Source organism: Candidatus Microbacterium phytovorans, from assembly GCA_029202445.1.
Classification (GTDB): domain Bacteria; phylum Actinomycetota; class Actinomycetes; order Actinomycetales; family Microbacteriaceae; genus Microbacterium; species Microbacterium phytovorans.
This window is the reverse complement of the sequence record CP119321.1, coordinates 2,650,853-2,665,777: the sequence shown is the minus strand read 5'-3', so window position 1 is coordinate 2,665,777 and position 14,925 is coordinate 2,650,853. Positions and strand designations below refer to the sequence as shown.

Annotated in this window: 14 protein-coding genes; 5 read left to right on the top strand and 9 right to left on the bottom strand. The window is 69.9% G+C overall.

Annotation, left to right across the window (positions count from 1 at the left end; all coding sequences use genetic code 11):
- Positions 1 to 55: 55 nt before the first annotated feature.
- Positions 56 to 2,317: a DEAD/DEAH box helicase gene (locus P0Y48_12745; GenBank protein ID WEK13311.1), complete on the bottom strand. Its 2,262-nt coding sequence runs from the start codon at positions 2,315 to 2,317 to the stop codon at positions 56 to 58.
- 286 nt (positions 2,318 to 2,603) lie between these two features.
- Here P0Y48_12745 and P0Y48_12740 point away from each other — a divergent pair, with 286 nt between their 5' ends.
- Complete coding sequence (locus P0Y48_12740) at positions 2,604 to 3,677, top strand: hypothetical protein (protein ID WEK13310.1); 1,074 nt, start codon at positions 2,604 to 2,606, stop codon at positions 3,675 to 3,677.
- Positions 3,678 to 3,717: 40 nt separating this feature from the next.
- Here the strand turns inward: P0Y48_12740 and P0Y48_12735 are convergent, their stop codons facing one another.
- The 5 genes from P0Y48_12735 to P0Y48_12715 all read right to left on the bottom strand — a co-directional run bounded on the left by P0Y48_12735 (position 3,718) and on the right by P0Y48_12715 (position 9,108).
- A complete protein-coding gene (locus P0Y48_12735; GenBank protein WEK13309.1) occupies positions 3,718 to 6,873 on the bottom strand; it encodes an efflux RND transporter permease subunit in 3,156 nt (1,051 codons plus the stop codon).
- A gap of 119 nt (positions 6,874 to 6,992) precedes the next feature.
- Positions 6,993 to 7,382, bottom strand: coding sequence for a fluoride efflux transporter CrcB (crcB, locus tag P0Y48_12730; GenBank protein WEK13308.1), 390 nt, complete (start codon positions 7,380 to 7,382; stop codon positions 6,993 to 6,995).
- The gene (locus P0Y48_12725) at positions 7,379 to 7,816 is read right to left on the bottom strand and encodes a CrcB family protein (GenBank protein WEK13307.1); all 438 of its coding nucleotides are present in this window, start codon (positions 7,814 to 7,816) and stop codon (positions 7,379 to 7,381) included. The genes crcB and P0Y48_12725 overlap by 4 nt, the downstream gene beginning before the upstream one ends.
- 20 nt (positions 7,817 to 7,836) lie before the next feature.
- Positions 7,837 to 8,799: a DNA topoisomerase IB gene (locus P0Y48_12720; GenBank protein WEK13306.1), complete on the bottom strand. Its 963-nt coding sequence runs from the start codon at positions 8,797 to 8,799 to the stop codon at positions 7,837 to 7,839.
- 39 nt (positions 8,800 to 8,838) lie between these two features.
- On the bottom strand, positions 8,839 to 9,108 hold the full coding sequence (locus P0Y48_12715; protein WEK13305.1) for a Rho termination factor N-terminal domain-containing protein: 270 nt from the start codon (positions 9,106 to 9,108) through the stop codon (positions 8,839 to 8,841).
- Positions 9,109 to 9,352: 244 nt separating this feature from the next.
- Between P0Y48_12715 and P0Y48_12710 the strand changes: the two genes are divergently transcribed.
- Entirely contained in the window at positions 9,353 to 9,517 is a 165-nt protein-coding gene (locus P0Y48_12710) for a hypothetical protein (protein WEK13304.1), read from the top strand.
- A 69-nt stretch (positions 9,518 to 9,586) separates the two neighbouring features.
- Here P0Y48_12710 and P0Y48_12705 read toward each other — a convergent pair whose 3' ends face one another.
- Positions 9,587 to 10,351, bottom strand: a complete 765-nt coding sequence (locus tag P0Y48_12705; protein ID WEK13303.1) for a MerR family transcriptional regulator — start codon at positions 10,349 to 10,351, stop codon at positions 9,587 to 9,589.
- A 764-nt stretch (positions 10,352 to 11,115) separates the two neighbouring features.
- Between P0Y48_12705 and P0Y48_12700 the strand changes: the two genes are divergently transcribed.
- Positions 11,116 to 11,967, top strand: a complete 852-nt coding sequence (locus P0Y48_12700; protein WEK13302.1) for a DUF4097 family beta strand repeat-containing protein — start codon at positions 11,116 to 11,118, stop codon at positions 11,965 to 11,967.
- Positions 11,968 to 11,969: 2 nt separating this feature from the next.
- Positions 11,970 to 12,611, top strand: a complete 642-nt coding sequence (locus tag P0Y48_12695) for a PadR family transcriptional regulator (protein WEK13301.1) — start codon at positions 11,970 to 11,972, stop codon at positions 12,609 to 12,611.
- A 123-nt stretch (positions 12,612 to 12,734) separates the two neighbouring features.
- On the opposite strand, the gene P0Y48_12690 is transcribed toward P0Y48_12695, so the two are convergent.
- Positions 12,735 to 13,298: a universal stress protein gene (locus tag P0Y48_12690; GenBank protein ID WEK13300.1), complete on the bottom strand. Its 564-nt coding sequence runs from the start codon at positions 13,296 to 13,298 to the stop codon at positions 12,735 to 12,737.
- Between the two features lie 178 nt (positions 13,299 to 13,476).
- On the opposite strand from P0Y48_12690, the gene P0Y48_12685 reads away from it, so the two are divergent.
- Entirely contained in the window at positions 13,477 to 13,656 is a 180-nt protein-coding gene (locus tag P0Y48_12685) for a DUF3073 family protein (GenBank protein ID WEK13299.1), read from the top strand.
- A gap of 12 nt (positions 13,657 to 13,668) precedes the next feature.
- On the opposite strand, the gene P0Y48_12680 is transcribed toward P0Y48_12685, so the two are convergent.
- Positions 13,669 to 14,898 (bottom strand): MFS transporter, encoded by a 1,230-nt coding sequence (locus P0Y48_12680; protein ID WEK13298.1) that lies wholly within the window; start codon positions 14,896 to 14,898, stop codon positions 13,669 to 13,671.
- Positions 14,899 to 14,925 lie beyond the last annotated feature (27 nt).

Here is a 14,925-nt window from a genome sequence, read left to right as displayed (position 1 = left end):
CGGACGGCAAAGGCCCCGGGGCGTGAGCTCCCGGGGCCTTCGCGTGCGCTGCGGATCAGGCGTCGACGTCGGCCAGCTGACGACCGGCCAGCTCCTCGAGCACGTCGTCGCCGGGGCGCACCTCGTCGAACGGCGCCTCGATCTCGGCGCGATCGAGCATTTCGGTCATCTTGCGACGACGCTGACGAGTGATGAGCGTCACGACCGTGCCGCTGCGGCCCGCGCGGCCGGTGCGGCCGGAGCGGTGCAGGTACGTCTTGTACTCGTCGGGCGCGTCGGCCTGCACGACCAGGTCGATGTCGTCGACGTGGATGCCGCGGGCGGCGACGTCGGTCGCGACGAGAACCTCGACGCGGCCAGAGGTCAGACGCTCCAGGTTGCGCGTGCGCTTGGCCTGGTTCAGGTCGCCGTGGAGGGCGACGGCACGGATGCCGGAGTCCTCGAACTGCTCGGCCAGCATCTCCGCGTAGGCGCGGGTGCGGGCGAAGACGAGCGTCTTGGCATCCCGGTCGACGAGCGACGTGAGGATCTCGGCCTTGTCGCGGTGGTCGATGACGAGCACGCGGTGATCGATCGTGCCCGAGTCCTGGTCCTCACCGGCGACCTCGTAGACCGCGGGGTTCACGAGGAACTCGTCGACGAGGGCTGCGACCTCGCGGTCGAGCGTCGCGGAGAAGAGGAGCTTCTGAGCACCCTCCTTCACGAGGCGGAGGATGCGCTGCATCGGCTCGAGGAAGCCGAGCTCGCTCATGTGGTCGGCCTCGTCGAGGACGACGACGCTGATCTCCGAGAGGTCGAGCTTGCCCTGCTCCTGCAGGTCCTCGATGCGGCCCGGGGTGCCGACGATGATGTCGACGCCCTTCTTGAGCGCGCCGACCTGACGCGCCTGGGGCACACCGCCGTAGATCTGCGTCGTGAAGAGGCCCACGCTGCGGGCGATCGGCTGGATCGTGCGGTCGATCTGGAGCGCCAGCTCGCGCGTCGGAGCGAGGACGAGCGCGCGCGGCTTGCGACCGAACTCGCGGCGTCCGCCTGCCTGGCTGCGGAGGATCGTCTCGACCAGCGGTGCGCCGAACGCGATGGTCTTTCCCGAGCCGGTGCGGCCGCGGGCGAGGACGTCGCGGCCCTCGAGGATCGGCGCGATGGTGGCCGCCTGGATCGGGAACGGTGTCGGGGCGCCGAGGTCGGCGAGAGCGCGGACGATGTTGTCGCCGAGGCCGAGGCTTCCGAAGGTCACATCGGCGACCTCTTCGGCCTGCACGGCCTCCGCCTGCAGCTTCTCGTGCACCACGTCGACGTGCTCCTCGAACGCCTTCGCCTTCTTGTCGGCATCCCAATCGGACCGGTTGGCCGCGAAGCCGCGGTCATCGCGACGCGGACGGTCGCCGAAGTCGCGACGCGGACGGTCGTCGAAAGAGCGGGCCGGACGGTCCGAGCGGTCGTAACTCCGGCGATCCGTGCGCTCACGGCCCGAATCGGCCCGATCCGACCGGTTCCGATCGAAATCTCCGGAGTTACGCGCGGGACGGTCACCGAAGTCGCGACGCGGACGGTCGTCGAACGAGCGCGCGGGGCGGTCGCCGAAGTCGCGACGGGGACGGTCGTCCCGGTACGACGGACGGGCGTCGCCGAAGGTGCGACGGTCGTCGCGGGGCTGACCCTCGCGGCGCGGACGGTCGTCGAACGAACGAGCCGGACGGTCGGAGCGGTCATAACTCCGGCGATCCGTGCGCTCGCGGCCCGAATCGGCCCGATCCGAGCGGTTCCGATCGAAATCTCCGGAGTTACGTGCGGGACGGTCGTCGAACGAACGCGCCGGACGGTCGCCGAAGTCGCGACGCGGACGGTCGTCGAACGAACGAGCCGGACGGTCGGACCGGTCATAACTCCGGCGATCCGTGCGCTCGCGGCCCGAATCGGCCCGATCCGAGCGGTTCCGATCGAAATCTCCGGAGTTACGTGCGGGACGGTCGTCGAACGAACGCGCCGGGCGGTCTGCGAAGTCGCGACGCGGACGGTCGTCGGAGTCGCGACGCGGACGGTCGTCGAACGAGCGGGTGGGACGGTCGCTGTGGTGCGTGCGGATGCCGCGGGCCTCGTCGCGGCCGGCGCGCTCCTGCGCGGTCCAGCGCTGCTTCTTGGCCGGAGCGTCTTCCTCGGCGGGACGGTAGCCGCGGTGGCCGACGATCTTGCTGCCGGGCTTGCCGGCGGACGACTGTCCGGGGCGACGCTTCGCGTCTTGGAACGAGGTCTTCTTGCCGTAGCGCGGCTCGAAGTTCTGGGCTCGGCCGCCGGCCGGCTTCTTGTTCTTGGGCATGGTGGTGTCCTTCTGGGTTGTCTCGCGCGAGAACAGCACTCCTCAGATGGCTTCCCGAGCGGGAAGGCGCAGCCGCACACGCGGCATGGAGTAACCCGGACATTCGTCGGCCGGGGGCCATTCACAGTGATGGTCGTCGGAGCGGATTCGCTCCCACCATCGGCCCCTTGGACTCACAAACCCATCCGCGCATCACGCGCGGTGTCCAGAGCCGACCGCTCTACTGTAGCGGACGACCCTGGGAGAGTGCCGACCCGGATGCCGCGACGGCTCTACGCTGTGGTGCATGACACCGGATGCCGGCTCCCGCTCGCCCGCCCACGCCACCGTCCGTACACCCGCACCACCGACCCTGCGGGCGGAGTCGGAGGCGCTTCTCGCCGCATTCATCGCGGGCGGTGCCGGCGCCGTCGTGGGTGTCATCCTTACCTTCGTGGCGCGCAGTCTCGCGCTGTGGTCGCCGTGGGGCCTCGGCTCGTGGGCGGCGATCTGCGGGGCGGTGGCGGCGGGGGTCAGCTCCGCGCTCGGGTTCTGGCGGTCGCGCACGACCGACGGGCAGGAGTGGCGGCAGGAGATCGCCGACTGGCGATACATCGTCTCGACGGTGTCGGTGATGATCGCGCACGTCGCGCTCACCGCGATCGGCATCCTGTCCTTGTTCGCACTGCTGGCGCGCGCCTTCATCGGGGTGGAGGCGAACGGCTTCTGGACGGTGACGCTGCTCGCCGTGCTGACGGGGCTGTCGGGGTATCTGTCGTACCTGTCGGCGTCGCGCATGACGACGCAGCGGTTGACGTCACTCCTCGTGTCGTTCATCGGGATCGGGTCGCTCGCGGCGATGGTGACGACGTCGGACGCGCAGTGGTGGGAGCTGCACTTCAGCCAGTTGGGCACGTTCGGCGACCTGTCGAGCTTCCTCTTCAACGGCACGCTCGTCGCGGGCGGCCTGCTCGTGACGACGTTCACCCTCTTCGTCGATCGCGACCTCCGGGCCGTGGGCGACGGCGGGTCGGTGCCGGCGCGACGGGTGGTGACCACGGCGCTCGTCGTGATGGGGGTCATGCTCGCGTGCGTGGGGATCTTCCCTGTCGACGTGAACCTGCTGCTCCACAACCTGTCCGCGTCGGGCATGGCGTTGATGTATCTCGTGCTGCTGGCGGGCGGCCCGTGGCTGCTGCGCGGGATGCCGCGCACGTACTTCCTCGCGTCGTGGGCGTTCCTGGCGGCGCTCGTGGCGTCGATCGTGCTGTTCGCGGTGGGCTACTTCGGGCTGACGGCGTTCGAGATCGTCGTGTTCGCGCTGATCTTCGGCTGGCTCGCGGTGTTCATCCGCTTCCTCAGCGCCGCACGCGTGGCCTAGCGCGCAGCGCCGCACGCGCGGCCCAGCGCGCCGGGCCGTGTCAGCCGCGGGAGCGCGCGCGCCGCGTCGTCGGGGCGGGGTCGGATGCCGGGGTGGCCGGCTCGGCTGCCCCGTCGCCGCGTCGCAGCGCCCGCCGCTCGCGCGCGCCCTCGACGAGGTTGTAGAGCGTCGGGAGCACGAGCAGTGTCAGCACCGTCGAGGAGACGAGCCCGCCGATCACGACGATCGCGAGCGGCTGCGAGATGAACCCGCCGTGGCCGGTGATGCCGAGCGCCATCGGGGTCAGCGCGAAGATCGTCGCGAGAGCCGTCATGAGGATCGGTCGCAGTCGTCGGGCCCCTCCGGCCACGGTCGCGTCGTGGGTCGTGAGTCCCTTTTCGCGGTACTGGTTCACGAGGTCGACGAGCACGATCGCGTTCGTCACGACGATGCCGATCAGCATGAGCACGCCGATGAGGGATGCCACACCCAGCGGCACGCCGGTCGCGATCTGCAGCAGGATCGCGCCCGTGGCCGCGAACGGCACCGACACGAGGAGCAGCAGCGGCTGACGGAGCGACTTGAACGTCGCCACCATCACGATGTAGACGATGAGGATCGCGGCGAGCATCGCGAGTCCGAGCTGCCCGAAGGCATCCTGCTGCTGGGACACGACACCGCCGACCTCGGCGTCGGCCGCCGCCGGCAGCTCCACGTCGAGGAGTGCGGTCCGCACGGTCGCCGACGCCGTGTTGAGGTCGTCGGTCGAGGGCGTGACCGTGACCGTCGCGGTGCGCTGACCGCGCTGGGTCGTGATCGACGTGGGGCCTTCGCTCTCCTTCACGGTGGCCACCTCGTCGAGCCGGACGAGGCCGGCGGCCGTCGCGATCTCGAGGCGCTTGAGCTGGGCGATCGTCTGCGGGATGTCCTCGGCCTGCAGGTACACCGTGAGGGCGGTGCCGTCGATCTCGACGCTGCCGATGCCGCGCGGCTGCATCGTGTTGGACACGAGGGCGCCGACGGCGACTTCGGACAGTCCGAGCGAGGCCGCTTCGTCGCGGTCGACGGCGACGGCGACGAACGGCAACGACGCGGAGAGGTTCGAGGTGACCTGGCCGATGCCGTCCTTGCCTTCGAGCGCGGCCACGACCGCGTCGGTCGCGTCGGACAGGGTGCCCGCGTCGGGCGCGGTGACGTCGACCTCGATGTCGCTCGAGCCGAACCCGCCCTGCCCGGCGGAGACCGTGACGGTGCCGACGTCGTCCAGGTCGGCGACGGCCGCCTGCACGTCTTCGCGCACCTTCACCTGGTCGGCGTCGGTGTCGGTGGTCACCGAGTAGGTGATGCCCGCGCTGCCCCCGGCGAACGCGTCGCGCACGGCGGAGCCGCTCGAGCCGATCGAGGTCTGTACGGTCTCGATGCCGTCGACACCGAGGATGGCCTTCTCGACGGTGGCGGCTGCGGCATCCTCGGCATCCAGGCTCGGAGCCTGCCCGAGCTCCTGCGTGACGGTGAACGTGTTCTGCCCCGAGTCGCCGAGGAAGTTGGTCTTCATGAGGGGCGCGGCGGCGGCGGTGCCGCCGAGCACGAGCACGGCCAGCAGCAGCGTGACCCACGAGTGCTTCAGCGTCCAGCGCAGCACGGGGAGGTAGGCCCGCTGCAGTCGCGACGGCGGCGCGGCGGGGTCCTCGGGGTCGATGACCTCGCCGTCGGCGCCTCGCAGCGCCTTACCCGGTCGCAGGAACCAGTAGGCGAGCACCGGGACGATCGTCAGGGCGACGAAGAGGGATGCCGTCATGGCGATCGTGACGGTCAGCGCGAACGGCCGGAACAGCTCGCCGGTCACGTCGCCCACGAAGGCGATCGGGAGGAAGACGGCGACGGTGGTGATGGTGGACGCGGTGATCGCGGCGGCCACCTCGCGCACCGCGAGCAGGATCGAGCGGAGCTTGTCGGCATCGCCGACGTAGTGCCGTTTGATGTTCTCGATCACGACGATGGAGTCGTCGACGACGCGGCCGATCGCGATCGTGAGGGCGCCGAGGGTGAGGATGTTGAGCGAGTAGCCGAACGCCTGGATGCCGACGAAGGTGATGAGCACGCTCGTCGGGATCGAGATCGCCGTGACGAGGGTGGAGCGCACCGACAGCAGGAAGATGAGGATCACGAGCACCGCGAAGACGAGACCGAGAAGACCTTCCTGCGCGAGCGCTTCGATCGACTGCTCGATGTAGGGCGCCTGGTCGAAGACGACGGTGAACTCGGCATCCGCGCCGATCGCGTCCTGCAGGTCGGGGATCACGGCCGCGACGCCGCGTGAGACGTCGACCGTGTTGGCGGCGGGGAGCTTCGTGATGGAGAGCGTGAGCGCGGGTTCGCCGTTGACGCGCGAGATGGAGGTCACCGGGTCGGTGTCGAGCGACACGTCGGCGACGTCGGCGATCGTGACGGCGCCCCCGGCGAGCTGTTCGGCGTCGCCGGGCACGAGCGGGAGGTCGGAGATCTCGTCGACGGATGCCAGTTTGGTGCCGGTCTGCACCGTGAGGGTCTGCTCGCCCTCGGTCACCGATCCGCCGGGGAAGAGCACGCCGTTCTGGTCGAGCGCGTCGGTGATGGCGGTCTGGGTGTAGCCGGCGGCGGCGAGCTTCGCCTGGTCGGGGACGATCGTGACCCGCTGGCCCTGCCCGCCGATGATGGCCACGGCGCTGACGCCGTCGACGTCTTCGAGGTCGGGGACGACACTCGCCTCCAGCTGCTCCTCGATGGTGCGCTCGTCGTCGAAGCCGGTGACGGCGAGGGCGATGACGGGCAGGTCGTCGATCGAGAAGGAGACGACGTTCGGCTCGACCGACTCGGGCAGGTCGCTCTTGATGCGGTTGATCGCCTGGAGGATCTTCTGCTCGGCGGTGGCCAGATCGGTGCCGTAGGTGAAGGATGCCTGGATGATCGACGCGTTCGTCGTGCTGGTCGCGGTCGTCGACTCCAGTCCCGGGACTCCCTGGATCGCGGTCTCGATGGGCGTCGACACGTCGTTGTTGACGACGTCGGGAGAGGCGCCCGGGTAGGTCGTCAGCACCGACAGCTGCGGGAACTCGATCGAGGGGATGAGCTCCTGCTTGAGGCTCGTCAGGGCGAGACCGCCGAAGACGGCGGCGACGATCGTGATGAGAGCGATGAGCGCACGGTTCTTGAGGCTCAGGACGGCGAGGTTCGACACGGGTGGCCTTTGCATGCAGGAGCGAGCCGATACAGAACTGTATCGATGTCATTCTCCCACGCGGCACCGCATCCGCCCTCCCCCCCAGGGAGGACGGCGGGCGGTACCGCGGTCGGATCTCACCCGGGGAGCAGGCCGTCGATCCAGCCGCCGATCAGCACGCCCAGCGCGGCGGCGACAACACTGAGGACGAGCGTGCCGAGCAGGTTGAGCCACGCCCAGTCGCGACGTCCGCGCTGCGCCAGGAGCACCGTCTCGACCGACACCGTGCTGAAGGTCGTGTACCCGCCGAGCACCCCCACGCCCGCGATCGCCAGCCACACCGGGCCCACCGCCCCCGCCAGTGCGGTGAGGAGCCCGAGGAGGAACGCGCCCGACACGTTCACGACCAGGATGCCGAGGGGGAACACGCCGCGGCGTCCCCGCATGACGACGCCGTCGACGAGGTAGCGCGCGCCCGCGCCGAGCCCGCCGCCGACGACCAGGGCGACGACATCGAGGGCGGTCATTCGGCATCCTCCGGGTCTTCCGACGCGTTCGGTGCCCCCGCGACCCGACGGCCCACGAGCAGCCCGGCCGTGGCACCCACGACGCCCACGATCACCGATACGGCGGCGAGCGCGAGCCCCACGACGGGCGCGTCGCGCGAGGTGGTGACCACTTGCACCGCGAACGCGCTGTAGGTCGTGAAGCCCCCCAGGGCGCCCGTGCCGAGGAACAGTCGGAGGAGCGGACGGCGGTCGTCGAGCGCCCCGACGACGGCGCCGAGCAGGAACGAGCCGAGGACGTTGACGGCGAGCGTCACGGCCGGGACGACGAGGGGATGGCCCCCTTCGAGCGGCAGCACGAGAGCCGCGCGCACGGCGACGCCGAGGGCGCCGCCGGCGATCACGAGTCCGAGGGCCGCCGGCGAGAACCAGTGCGAAGCCCGTGCAGAAGCCATGCCCTCACGGTAGGGCCGAGTCAGCCCAGGATGAGCGCACGGATCGCCGATTCGGGCGACACCGCAAGGTCGAGCACGCGTCCCTTCCCGTAGGCGGCGAAGACCCGCGGGTCGATGTACGAGCTGCGCGCGACAGCGGGGGTGTTGCCGAGCATCTCCGCCGTCGCGCGGACGGCGAGCACCTCGGCGCGCTTGCGTTCGGTCTTCGTGTCGACCAGGCCGATGCGCGCGAGGGCGTCGGCGGCGTGGATCGTGCCTCGCAGCGTGCGGAAGTCCTTTGCGGTGAACGCGCCGCCCGTCATCGCCCGCACGTACGCGTTCACCTCCTTCGGGGTGAGGGCCACCCTCCGCCTGCTGCGCTGATAGGCCAGCAGGGGGGATGCCGGGCGCCCGGCGGCCATGATCGCCACGACGAGGGCCAGGTCTTCGTCGTCGATCTGCAGGTTCTGCCGCTTGCCGCTCTTGCCGGGGAACCGGAGGCTCGTCACGGTGCCGTCGATGGCGGCATCCCGTCTCTTGAGCGTCGTGAGGCCGCGGCTGCCGTGGCGTTCGAGATAGCGTTCCGACCCGACGCGTGGCGCGGCCTGGTCGAGCAGCCGGAAGGCGGCGGCCAGCACGCGTTCCCGGTCGAGGTCGTCGCGGCGGAGCGAGGTCGTCACGCGAGCGCGGGCACGAGGCAGGGACTCCGCCAGCTGCAGGGCGCGCGCGAACTTCCCCTTGTCGCGCCCGGCGGTCCACTGCGGGTGGTACATGTACTGGAGCCGGCCGGCGTCGTCGATCCCGGTCGCCTGGATGTGACCGTGGGGCGACGCGCAGATCCACACCTCCTGCCACGCTGGCGGGATGACGAGGGCGGTCACCCGCTCGCGCTCCGCGGCGGGCAGGGCGGCACCGTCGGCGTCGACGTAGCGGAAGCCGCTCCCGGAGCGCAGGCGCCGGTAGCCGAGGTCTACTCCGGGGCGGACGCGGGCGAGTCTCGGCATGTCACCAATCTCTCACGCGCGCCGACACCACAGGGGTGCTCAATGCTCGCGCAGCAGCGAGATCAGCTCGCTCTTGCGCTTGCCCGAGTAGCCGGAGAGGCCGAGCTCCTTCGCGCGGGAGCGGAGGTCCGCCACCGTCCAGTCCTCGTAGTCGCCCGACGCCCCACCACGGCGACCCACGGCGGAGCGTCCGTCGCGGGCGGCGGCGTTGGAGATGCGCGCGGCCTTCTCCTTGGAGGCGCCGTCTTTGCGGAGCTCCTCGTAGAGCTCGGGGTCCTTCAGGCTGTTCGAGCCGCGTCCAGCGGGCATGGCATCCTCCTTCGACGACTCGACGCTAGGCCTCGCGCCTCGCTCGGGTGAGGGGCTTGACCGCGGCTCTTCGGCGGCGCTAGGCACCGTTCCGCGTGGCGCTGGGCACCGCGCCGCCGGTGCCCCTAGCACCGCCGCGCTCGCAGCGTCAAGGGTCTGTGGCGCGGCCGTCCTGTGGCCTACCGTCGAGGCGAACGCACCCCGCTCACCCGATCGGTCGCGGGCTGCAGAACGGAGCACAGTTATGAACATCGCACTTATCATCGTCATCGTCGTCGCCATCGTGCTGGCCATCGTGAGCGGGCTGAACGCCTCGCTGCAGTGGCTGCTGTGGGTCGCGCTGATCGTGGGCGTCATCGCCCTCATCGCCTTCCTGCTGCGGGTCGTGCGCGGCGGCAGCCGAACCTGACCTCTTGACCAGAAGGCCCCCGCGGATCACCGTGGGGGCCTTCTTCATGGGCTCCGACCGCCTCGCGGGTCAGAGCCGCGTGTGCGCGTAGTGGTGGAGCGCGTCACGCACGAACTCGGCGCCCGGCTCGCCGCCGTAGTTCTTCGCGAAGCGGGGGTCTGCCACATACATGTCGGCGAGTCCCGTCACGTACGCCTTCACATCGCCGCCGGGGTCGGCGGCGGGGGTGCCGGGGATGCCGGTGAGCCACGCGACGTGACGCTCCGCGAGCGCCTGCGCATCGTCGCCTGCGGGGTCGATCCCCCGGGAAGCGGCGTCTGCCCAGGCCTGCGCGAGCGCGCTCGTGCGTTCCTGCCACGAGCGCTTCTCCGCGGAGTCCATGCCGCGCCACCAGGCATCGCCCGCCGCGTAGGCGTCGGCGCCCCAGCGCTCTTCGACCTCGTCGCGATAGTGCGTGTGGTCGAACCCGTCGAACATCTTCTCTGCCATCAATCGTTCACCTCCTCTCATCGCGTGAATGGTCGATTCGACCGACGCGATCTGCCGTGTCAGACGGTCCTGCTCCTCGCGCAGCCACGCCAGGTGGCCCTCGAGGGCGCTCTCCTGGCTCGTGGGTCGCGCGAGGATCTCCCCGATCTGCGGGAGGCCGAGGCCGAGTTCCCGTAGGAGGAGGATGCGCTGCAGCCGCACGAGCGCCGCCTCGTCGTAGTACCGGTAGCCGTTGGCGCCGGTGCTCGACGGGAGGAGGAGCCCGAGCTCGCCGTAGTGCCGGAGGGTCCGGCTGGTGGTTCCGGCGAGCTTGGCGATCTGCTGGATCGACCATTCGTTCGTCATGTCTGCCACGGTAGAGGTTGACGCTGCGTCAAGGTCAAGCGCCGGCGCTGTCGCGGTGCTTCCTGAGCTGAACCATGTCCCGATTTTGGGTGGGGCATGTCCCACTTTGGGTGGGGCATGTCCCAGTTCCGGTGGGGCATGTCCCAGTTCCGGTGGGGCATGTCCCAGTTCCGGTCGAGTCCACCCGCCCAAAGCAACACAAAGTGGGACATGCGGCCAGCTGGCATCCGACCATGTCCCACTTTCGGTCGAATTCGCGCGCCCAAAGCGGCACAAGTTGGGACATGTAGCTGGCCCGGCATCCGACCATGTCCCACTTCCGGTCGAGTCCACCCGCCCAAAGCAACACAAAGTGGGACATGCAGCCAGGCGGCATCCGGCCATGTCCCACTTTCGGTCGAATCCGCCCGCCCAAAGCGGCACAAAGTGGGACATGCGGCCAGCTGGCATCCGACCATGTCCCACTTCCGGTCGAATTCGCGCGCCCAAAGCGGCACAAAGTGGGACATGCAGCCAGGCGGCATCCGACCATGTCCCACTTTCCGGTCGAATCCACCCGCCCCAAGCAGCACAAAGTGGGACATGCCCCGGCCCAGCCCCCAGCCCCAGCCCCGACCCAGCCCCCCGGCCATGCCCGCCCGCAACAGCCCCCAGCAGGAACCAACGAACCGGATGCCATTGACAAACTCGAGATATATCGTGTTACTCTCTCAACACGCGATATATCTCGATCCACGGAGGGTCGGTCGCGGACGGAGGACATCATGACCCTGGAGAAGTGGCTCATCCACCCGGGCGAGACCCGTGTCATCGACATCGAGGGCGTGCGCCGACTCAAGGTCGGCCTCGTCGGCGGGCAGGTCGACGTCGTCGCGCACGACGAACCCGGCATCCGCATCGAGGTGCACGGCGTCAGCGTGAAAGATCTGCGCATCGAGGCGACCGGCGACACGGTCGAGATCGACCACGCGCAGCTGCGCTGGGACAACTTCCTCGAAGTGTTCCGCAACTTCGGTAGCGGTGGACCGAAAGCCGAGATCAGCGTCGCCGTGCCCCGGGGCACCGACCTCAACCTCGGCGTCGTGAGCGCCAGCGCCCTCGTCTCGGGGCTCACGACCGACGCCCGCCTCAACACCGTCTCGGGCGACATCATCGTCGACGGTCACACCGGCGACGTCTCGGTCAACGCGGTCTCGGGCGACGTGCAGATCCGCGGTCTGGAGGGTGCGCTCAGCGCCAACTCCGTCTCGGGCGACGTCGCCGCCACCGGCCGGCTGCGGAAGGCATCCGTCGACACCGTCTCGGGAGACATGCTCATCGACACGACCGGCGAGATCCAGGCCGTGAACCTCAACACCGTGTCCGGTGATGCGAGCGTGCGGGTCGACGAGTCGCTCCCCGCCAACTACGTGCTCCGCAGCGTCAGCGGTCGGGTCACCGTCGACGGGATCAAGCGGTCGACCTCGTCGCCCACGAACTACACCGACTCCGTCGGCGAACTCAGCGGCACATTCGTCGACGTCCGCGCCAACTCGGTCTCCGGCGCCGTCACGGTGCTCCGCCGCAGCGTCGACCCCGTGGGCATCGACGAGGCCCCCACCCCCGAGGAGTGGTGAGCATGCCCCCCGTCTTCTCCCACGGCGACCTGCGCCTCTACCTGCTGCGTCTGCTCGACGAGGCCCCGCGTCACGGGTACGACCTCATGCAGGCACTGTCCGATCGCACGGGCGGCACCTACACCCCCAGCGCCGGCACCATCTATCCCCGCCTCGCGAAGCTCGAAGAGGAGGGCCTGGTCACCAAGACCGTCGACGGCCGCAAGACCGTCTACGAGATCACGGATGCCGGTCGCACCGAAGTCGCCGACCGCGCACATGACCTCGAGGGCATTGAGGCAGGTCTCGCCGACAGTGTGCGCCTCATCGCGGACGAGGTGCGCGGCAGTGTTCGCGAGGCGATGAAGAGCCTGCGCGCCGACCTCGCCGCAGCCGCACAGGCCGATCGAGCGGCACAGGCCGATCGACCCGCCACCGCCGGTGAGCGCAACGGTCCGCCGCGTCCCGCCGACGACGTGCGCACCGCGTCGCGGGAGCAGTTGCGTCGCGCGGATGCCGCCGTCACCGAGTTCCGCGCGACGGTGCGCGCCGACCTGCGCACCCACGTCGCTCGCGGCGGCGCGCTGCCGTCGACGGCCGTCGACGCGCTGGAGGAAGCGCTGACGCAGGCGCAACGCGCACTCACCGTCGCCCTGCGGGGCTGAGTCGGAGCGACGCGTTTCGTCTCGTCGCTGCGCTCCTCGCTCAACGACCGATGGGGGTCGCGGCCTCCCGGTCGTTGAGCGAGCGCAGCGAGACGAAACGCCCGCCCCTCGACCGAGCGGCAATCACCCCTCGGGCCAGAGCTCCTCGTCGTCGCGCGCGGGCTCCTCCAGCGGCACCACGAGGATCGGGCGGGCCTGACGGTGCGCGAGGCGCGCGGCGACCGATCCGGTGAAGAACTCGCGGACCGACTCGCCGAAGCCGCGTCGCCGCGTGCCCACGACGATCAGCCGCGCGTCGGACGTATCCGCCAAGTGCTTGAGGGCCAGCGCGGGATCGCCCACCAGCTGGCGGACGCTCCAGTCGACGTCGGTGCCCGTGAACACGGATGCCGCGGCATCCTTCACGACGGCCAGCTGCGTCTCACCCGCTGAGAGGTCGAGGTCGATCGGCGCGGAGTGCACGTACCCGTCGGGGTCTTCGTAGGTCACGAAGCGGGTGACGTCGACGTGCGCGACGATGAGCGGAGCCCCGAACAGCTTCGCGTAGCGGCCCGCCTCCTTGAGCACGCGGGTCGGCTGATCCGGGATGGCTCCGACGATGACCGCGCGATGCGGCACCGGGTCTTCTCGGCGTTCTCCACGGTGGGCGTCGGGAGCGACGCCGGCAGGATCTGGCTGGTCGGTCATGATTCAACCTCCGAACTCGTTGTCGAGCGTGTGTTCCCCTGCGAACCCGGAGCATCAGACGACGATGGCCTCAATGCACCGTGTTATCCTGAATGCTACTCTTACCGGCTCAACGCCGGACCATTCTGCGACGGGTATATTCACTCAAGCCCGTGACTCTGAAATGAGGGGGTCTCGCATGGGGCGTGGCCGTCAGAAGGCGAAGCACACCAAGATCGCTCGCGAACTCAAGTACGACACGTACAACGTGAACTACTCCGCTCTGGAAAAGGAGCTCGGGCACCACGAGGAAGACGCGTACGTCGACAAGTGGGCCGACCAGTACGCCGACGACGAGGACGAGCTCGAAAAAGCCTGACCCTGTCGTCCGTCACCACGGACGCGCGTTGCGCTGCTCCCACTCGTCCTCGACGGTGCCGGGCTTCGCCAGTCGCACCCCCGCCGGGATCGACGCGACGATGAACACCGCGAGCGCGACGAGCGGGATCGTCCACGCGCCCGTCAGATCGTGCACGACGCCGACGCCGAAAGGCAGCGCGGCGACGATCGCGTAGCCGATGCTCTGCACGAACCCGCTCAGCGCCACCGCCGTCTCGTGCGTGCGCGCGCGCAGCCCGATGAGCGCGAGCGCCAGCGGGAAGTAGAGCGGCGTGATGCCGAGCAGCACCACCCACAGCGCGGGCGCCGCCGTCGGCGCCCACAGCAGACCGCCGATCGACACGAGTCCCGCGACCACCGCGATCGCGAACAGCACAGGCAGGGCGCGGCGGCGCGAGGCGAGAGCGGGGACCGTGAGCGACGCGGGCAGTCCCATGAACGCGAACAGCGACAGCAGGGCGCCGGCTTCCGCCGGTGCGACCCCCGCCGTGTCGATGAGCAGCGGCGGGAGCCACGCGAAACTCGTGTAGGCGACGGCGCTCGACACGAGGAAGGTGACCGTGATCGCCCAGGCGAGCGGAAGTCGCCACAGGCGCCCGAACAACTGCGCGTTCGCCTCCTCGACGACGACGGCATCCCCGCCCCGCTCGCGGATGAGGAGCGCAGCCCACGGCAGGATCGCGAGCACGCTGAAGATCGCCCACATCGACAGCGACGCGCGCCAGTCCACCGCATCGGCCACGGGCACCGCGAACAGCGGAGGCAGGAACGTGGAGAACGCCATCGTCATCGAGTAGAGCGTCGTAACGAGACCGATCCGGTCGGGGAAGTACTTCTTCACGAGCGGCGGCAGGAGGACGTTGCCGACGCCGACACCCGCGAAGATGACGGCCGTCGAGACCGCCAGCATGACGGCATCCGTCGACAGTCCTCGCGCGATGAGCCCGGCGGACACGACGACGAGCGCCACCACCGTCAGCCGCTCGAGCCCCAGGCGCCGCACCAGCCGCGGGGTGAGCAGGCCGAAGAGGGCGAAGCAGACGGGCGGCGCCGTGCCGATCGCGCCGACGATCGCCGCGGGGACGTCGAAGTCGTCCTGGATGTGGTCGAGCACCGGCGACAGCGACGCCACCGCCGACCGCAGCGAGAACGCGAACAGGGCGATCCCCAGCAGCGCCAGCGTGCGTCCGCGCCACAGCGGGCGGGTGGGAGCGGACGTCACCGATCCAGCCTAGGGCGTCGGCGCGTG